The 5,575-nt window shown below is 55.5% G+C and carries 5 protein-coding genes and 1 pseudogene; 1 reads left to right on the forward strand and 5 read right to left on the reverse strand.

Annotation, left to right across the window (positions count from 1 at the left end):
- The 4 genes and pseudogenes from ACSQ3J_RS31080 to ACSQ3J_RS31095 form a co-directional block, all read right to left on the reverse strand.
- A pseudogene (locus ACSQ3J_RS31080) lies at nt 1-1,010 on the reverse strand (IS3 family transposase); the annotation flags it as partial.
- An 838-nt stretch (nt 1,011-1,848) separates the two neighbouring features.
- The gene (locus tag ACSQ3J_RS31085) at nt 1,849-2,085 is read right to left on the reverse strand and encodes a DUF982 domain-containing protein (protein WP_162246314.1); all 237 of its coding nucleotides are present in this window, start codon (nt 2,083-2,085) and stop codon (nt 1,849-1,851) included.
- Between the two features lie 44 nt (nt 2,086-2,129).
- A complete protein-coding gene (locus ACSQ3J_RS31090) occupies nt 2,130-2,444 on the reverse strand; it encodes a DUF982 domain-containing protein (protein ID WP_348270786.1) in 315 nt (104 codons plus the stop codon).
- A 156-nt stretch (nt 2,445-2,600) separates the two neighbouring features.
- Nucleotides 2,601-3,701, reverse strand: a complete 1,101-nt coding sequence (locus ACSQ3J_RS31095) for a helix-turn-helix transcriptional regulator (RefSeq protein WP_436041145.1) — start codon at nt 3,699-3,701, stop codon at nt 2,601-2,603.
- A 353-nt stretch (nt 3,702-4,054) separates the two neighbouring features.
- Here ACSQ3J_RS31095 and ACSQ3J_RS31100 point away from each other — a divergent pair, with 353 nt between their 5' ends.
- On the forward strand, nt 4,055-4,417 hold the full coding sequence (locus tag ACSQ3J_RS31100) for a hypothetical protein (protein WP_436041147.1): 363 nt from the start codon (nt 4,055-4,057) through the stop codon (nt 4,415-4,417).
- Between the two features lie 324 nt (nt 4,418-4,741).
- Here ACSQ3J_RS31100 and ACSQ3J_RS31105 read toward each other — a convergent pair whose 3' ends face one another.
- Nucleotides 4,742-5,572: an N-acyl homoserine lactonase family protein gene (locus ACSQ3J_RS31105; RefSeq protein ID WP_436041149.1), complete on the reverse strand. Its 831-nt coding sequence runs from the start codon at nt 5,570-5,572 to the stop codon at nt 4,742-4,744.
- Nucleotides 5,573-5,575 lie beyond the last annotated feature (3 nt).

Raw genomic sequence — 5,575 nt, forward strand, 5'->3', positions numbered from 1 at the left:
ATCCTCCTTCCATGCTGTGATTTCGATCCTCGCCTGCGTCAGTGACGAGAACAGTGTTTCGTTGAGGCATTCGTCACGGAAGCTGCCGTTGAAGCTTTCTACGAAGCCGTTCTGCATCGGCTTGCCCGGTGCAATGTAATGCCATTCGACGTGAGTGCTTTGGCACCATTCCAGAACGGCCATGCTGGTCATCTCCGTGCCATTGTCGGAGACAATCGTTCGCGGCTTCCCTCGTTGGGCGATGACAGCATCGAGTTCCCGCGCAAGCCGCCGGCCTGAGAGCGACGTGTCGGCGACCAGCGCCAGGCATTCGCGGGTGAAGTCGTCGACGACGGCCAGAACCCGAAAGCGACGACCATCTGTGAAAGCGTCGCTGACGAAATCCAAGCTCCATCGCTCGTTGGCACGCGAGGGCAGCGCCAGAGGACGTCTCGTCCCCAAAGCCCGTTTGCGTCCACCACGTTTGCGCACCGTCAGCTTCTCTTCGCGATAGAGACGCCGCAGTTTCTTCAGGTTCATGATGATGCCCTGCCGACCCAGCATGACGTGAATGCGGCGATAGCCGAAACGACGGCGCTCGGACGCCACCAGCTTCATTGCCTCACGGATATCAGCGTCATCCGGTCGAATGCTACGATATCGCACACTCGACCGATCAACGGACAAAACCTCACACGCCCGACGCTGGCTCACCCCATGTTGTCTGCAAACATGAGCCACAGCGTCCCGCTTCACATCGGGCGTCACCACTTTTTTGAAGCGACATCTTTCAGAATGGCATTGTCCAGCATGGTCTCGGCCAGCAGCTTCTTCAGTTTAGCGTTCTCGTCTTCCAAAGCCTTCAGCTTGCGGGCATCGGACACCTCCATGCCGCCGAACTTTGCCTTGTATTTGTAGAAGGTCGCCTCGGATATCCCGTGCTTGCGGCAGACGTCGGCCGTCCGCATGCCGCTCTCCTGCTCTTTCAATATCCCGATGATCTGCTCGTCCGTGAACCGTGAATGCTTCATTCCGTCCGTCTCCTTGATACGACGGACTCTACCAAAATCTGGAGGAAGTTCAGGGGCTCAGGTCAGTGGCGCTATCGAAATAGGAAAACGCGAAGCTCGAGTTTTGCTGCTGTCGATAAGCTTTTTCAGACGCGAATCGCGTGCGGCGCGCGCACAGGTCAATAGCCTAACCATCCGCCGCGGCGCCCTTTGCGCCAAGGTCCCACAAGTAAAAGAGCGAGGGCGGCGAGCAGTTGCGCGGCGCCTATCACCAGAAATACCAGATCCGACACAGTCGTCTCTACTGCAGAGCTCAATTAGAGCTCAACAAGGTGCGTGACTATTTGTTCCGCCTTGGGATCGCGAAATTAGAGAATCAAGGGGGAACAGAACCTTCAATGCATGATTAGGCTTCACGTCGACAAACGTGCGACGGTTAACAGGAGGAAATACCGATGACTAATCAGCAACAAGGTGGTCAGCAGGGTGGCGGCCAAGGTGGTCAGCGTTAGCCTCGAGGTTCATTCGAGCAAGTTCTTGAAATGCGATTAAAGCTGTGGGATTAGCTCTCGCCGAGATCGGCGAGAGCTAGGAGGCGGCTAGTTGCCCGAGTTACTCGACAGAACAGACGCATTGCGCTTGATAATATCGAGCTGTGCCTGCGCCGTTTCCACTCTTGTCCGACCTGCCCGAAACGCTTCCTCTTGAAGGTGTTGAACCTGCCGTCCAAGGCATCTACCCAGGCATCTACGCAATCGAGCAGTCGCCTTGCGTACTGACCATTAATCTCAGGAGATTTCACCGGATGCGTATCAGAAGATCTTTGCCAGAGTTCGCAATTCCCTTTGGATTTAAACGCTCACGAAAGTAACCTCGCCTCACGCGCTGCGCGCTCGAAGACACTGCGGGCTTCTTCAACCGGGGTGACACCCTCTATCGCTTCCATGCAGGTTTCCTTGCACTTGGCGTATAGTTCGGTCTGACTCGTCGGCCAGATATACAACAGGTATTCAAGAGCTTCCCTGGGACCGGTTACCAGCACCGTTCCGCTGTCAGCGAACACCAGTTTAACTGGCTCTTCCCAACTATTTGTCATAGATACTCCATGGGTTGTTGCATTGATCGCGTGGAGCCGTGCCATCAATGCAGCAGCTTTGCTTCCTTCGCCGCGACGACGAAAATTTTGCGGGCGTCCTCGGCATCCTTATGGCCTGCGACGGCAGCGCGGCACATACTGCGGGCTCTGACATAACCTGATCCTCGGAGGTCCGGCCATTCCTCCAATAAAACAATCAGTGCTTCGAACGGGCCGTCGACGCGAACATCCCCGCTCACCGGAGCTTTGATATTTACGGGTTCGCGCCATCTTACTGGCATTATCGTCTCTCCCAACACCAAGGTATCTGCAACGGGCCTCCAACTTGTACATAGAGGTTTTGTTCCAGGAGTGGACATGAATCTTCGTTGGAGGGGCCGGAACGTGAACTGCGCGAAATCCTACGGTAACCGCACGAAACCTGTAAGGTGACCGGTTCTTGTTGGATTGATGCCAAGCACTGGGGGAAGGGACGCCATACCAATTAAATAGAAATGACGATGCGTCCGGCAATGTCAATTTCGAAGTATAGCCGGGGAGATGGCTGCGAGACTGCTGACAGAGCGGATAAAGTCTGTTTGGCGAGTAAGCCCCGTCTTCCGCAGCAGGCTTTTTACATGGGTCCGCACGCTCGAGACAGACGTGCCACGAACCCGCGCAATGTTGCCGACGGTCAAACCGCGCGACAGGTGGGCCGCAACTTCTGCTTCCGTTGGTGACAGGTCGTACAGCCAACGAAGCCACTCGGGATCAACGACAGAATTGTCCTTGGGCTGGGCGAGAACCAGAAACGTACCGCCCTCACCAAGTAAGTCACGAGCGTGATGGCATGCGGGGATTGCATGAAGCACTCCAATAACGCCGGCGAAACTATTGATCGGGATCGAGCGCACAGTGGTCGCAGCTCGCCCGTTGTCTGCAAGCGCCTGCTTGAGCCAACGATCGGCCCGAGGATCACCTAACGAAAGGCGGCCAAACGCCGATGCAATAAAGACCTCACCAATAAGGTCCTGAAATAACGCGTTTGCTGCATACAACGTGTGGTTTTTGCGCAGGACAGCCGCAGGGATGCCGATCATGGCGAGGGCAGCGGTGGCCGTTGCTGCCTGCTGCATTTTAAGGCGACCGGAAAGTGCAACAGCACGGGCGAGATGCGGACGAACGCGGTCGAGAAAAGCGATATCACCTGGCGTGAAATATCCGCCAGCGCGGCCACGGTCGATCGAAAAAACAGCAAGGTCGTCCCGGGCGCCCTTTATGACTGTAGCAGCGGTAAAGAGGATATCGCGTGGACGCAGGAATTCGGTAACAATCGGCAGACTGTCGTACTCTTTACCGGCTATATCGCGGTCCTGAATGAAACCTGGATGTGCACGTGCGAGAAGCGCTGAGAGGCGGGGGTTTTTCTTATCCCAGCCGCCTGCGACATATTCTTCCATGACGCTGTGGGTAGCCGGCGGCGCAGCCCATGACAATTGCCCATCCGCAAGGAGGAAGAGTGACCCGCCGCGTCCAGCCATTCGATTTGACAGGCGGTCGATCACGCCGGCCCACTGCTCGGGAATAACACTTGCTGTATAAATTCGTTCGATGAGATCGACATCGTAACTATCCATGAGGCCGTCTACCCCTACGCTTGCGCGACTGTACCGCCAAATCGAGCATCCGTGAGCTCATTTGGATGCAATATCCTTCTATATTGATTGCATTACCTTTAGCGTTACCTAATGCCGGCACTTGAATTGTGTAACAGCTTCCAAAATCAGCAATGTCACGTCGTTTACTTTTGAACCTTACGGCGTAAGAGCCCGAGCTCCATCTGAAAGGAGCAAAATGCTGGGGCTTAAGCAATATTATTTCCTGCAGTCCGAACCGGTCGCCGTTTGTCTCATCAATATTGGTGAGGCCGCACCCGAAGTGTTCGGGTAGCGATTGAGCGTTGCACACAACAATTTCGTAAGGGGCCAATATGAAGAAACTTATTGCAGTCGTGCTTGTCTCTATTTCTCTTTCTGCATGTGTTGCGGGTGGAGGTGTGCCGGCGAACAACGGTGCGCCACTTTCATCAGCAGAGAGCGCGTTTGTCGGAGAGTGGAATGGAAAATTGCCAAGCGGCAAACCGGTTCGCATCGTCGTTACACCCAGCGGCGCTGTCAGCTACTCCTTCCAAGGCCGCGCGCAAACATTGAAAAATGTGAAACTGACCAGCAACCGTCTTTCGACGACGGTCGGTACAAACGGAAGCACGGCGACCCTGTCTTCAAACGGGGCTTATGTTTTCACCTGGGGCCCGACGGGCGAGATCACACGCGCGACTCTGCGTAAGGGGTAAGACTGATCTGATTGGCAATCATCTAGCGCCTCATCATTTGCGGTGTTATTCGCATCAAATTTCGGCTTGCCGGGTTGAACTTCGGCAAGCCATTTATGTTGCGCCCGGGTGATTCCGCTGACTTTGAGGCAGAATGGCTGTACGCCGACGACGCTGCCGCGTTCTCTACGGCCCGCACATCCGCGTTACGGTTGAAAAGGAGCGCCGCTATCGTGGCTCGACCGCCAAAAAGAAAAGCTTAGCACCCGAGATACCCAGTGAGATTTCTGGTGCCGGACACCGCGGCTTTCTTTGGCAGTGAATTTTTAGGCGGCCTAAGCGTTGCTATCTGGCACTTTTCGGGAAGGCCGGCAGTTTGGTGATATCATTGACATCGTGCTGTACAACAAGGGTGGCGTTAAGAGCTTTAGCAATCCCTGTAAGTCGCTCCATTGAAGCTAGCGTTTCGGCGCGGTCGAAGTTGAACGCCGGTACGCCACCATCCTCGAACTGCTCTTCGAAATGCGCGACGTCACCAGAAAGTAGGACCGGTCCGGTTTCCGCCAGGCGAACCAGCAAACTCGTTTCGCCCGGGGTGTGGCCGGGCGTAGAAAGTATGGTCACTTTGCCATCACCAAAAACATCGCGGTCGCCCGAGATGGGGTCAATCTTCGAGCTACCATTCAGCCACGGCTTGATGAGGGCTGGATCGACGGCGAAGGGCAGCGGATCGGCCTTGAACTGAGCGAGATCGGCGGCGCTTATCATCAGCGTTGCCTGCGAAAATGCTTCTGCCTGTCCGACATGATCGAAGTGGTTGTGGCTGATGCCGAGGCGGCTGATCTGCTCCGGCTTCAGGCCAAGTTCTGCGAGTTGGGCCGGAATGTCCGTCGTGAGACTTGGCGCAAGGACAGCGTTCGGATCAGGCTTTGCGCCGAGAAGCCCAGCGGGCAGTCCAGCGTCCCAAAGCAGGTAATCCTGATCGTGGCGGATCACATAGCAGCTGTCGGTCAAGGTCCGTTTCTCGCCAATGTGACGATAGATATCGGAGAAAAGTGAAAGGTCTCGGACCTCGATCTTGCCGCAATTGAGCCGCCAGAGTTCGACCTCGGCGGAATGGGTCGTAGACGCGATCAGGGTAGCGGCGGAAAAGAGGATTACGGCGGTAGGGTTCATATC

Source organism: Rhizobium sp. LjRoot98 (assembly GCF_964252935.1).
GTDB lineage: Bacteria > Pseudomonadota > Alphaproteobacteria > Rhizobiales > Rhizobiaceae > Pararhizobium.

Excerpts from the sequence above, each read along its gene's own strand:
- ACSQ3J_RS31105 (WP_436041149.1), bottom strand. The coding sequence starts at position 5,572 with ATGAACCCTACCGCCGTAATCCTCTTTTCCGCCGCTACCCTGATCGCG.
- ACSQ3J_RS31095 (WP_436041145.1), bottom strand. The coding sequence starts at position 3,701 with ATGGATAGTTACGATGTCGATCTCATCGAACGAATTTATACAGCAAGT.
- ACSQ3J_RS31085 (WP_162246314.1), bottom strand. The coding sequence starts at position 2,085 with ATGACAAATAGTTGGGAAGAGCCAGTTAAACTGGTGTTCGCTGACAGC.
- ACSQ3J_RS31100 (WP_436041147.1), top strand. The coding sequence starts at position 4,055 with ATGAAGAAACTTATTGCAGTCGTGCTTGTCTCTATTTCTCTTTCTGCA.
- ACSQ3J_RS31090 (WP_348270786.1), bottom strand. The coding sequence starts at position 2,444 with ATGTCCACTCCTGGAACAAAACCTCTATGTACAAGTTGGAGGCCCGTT.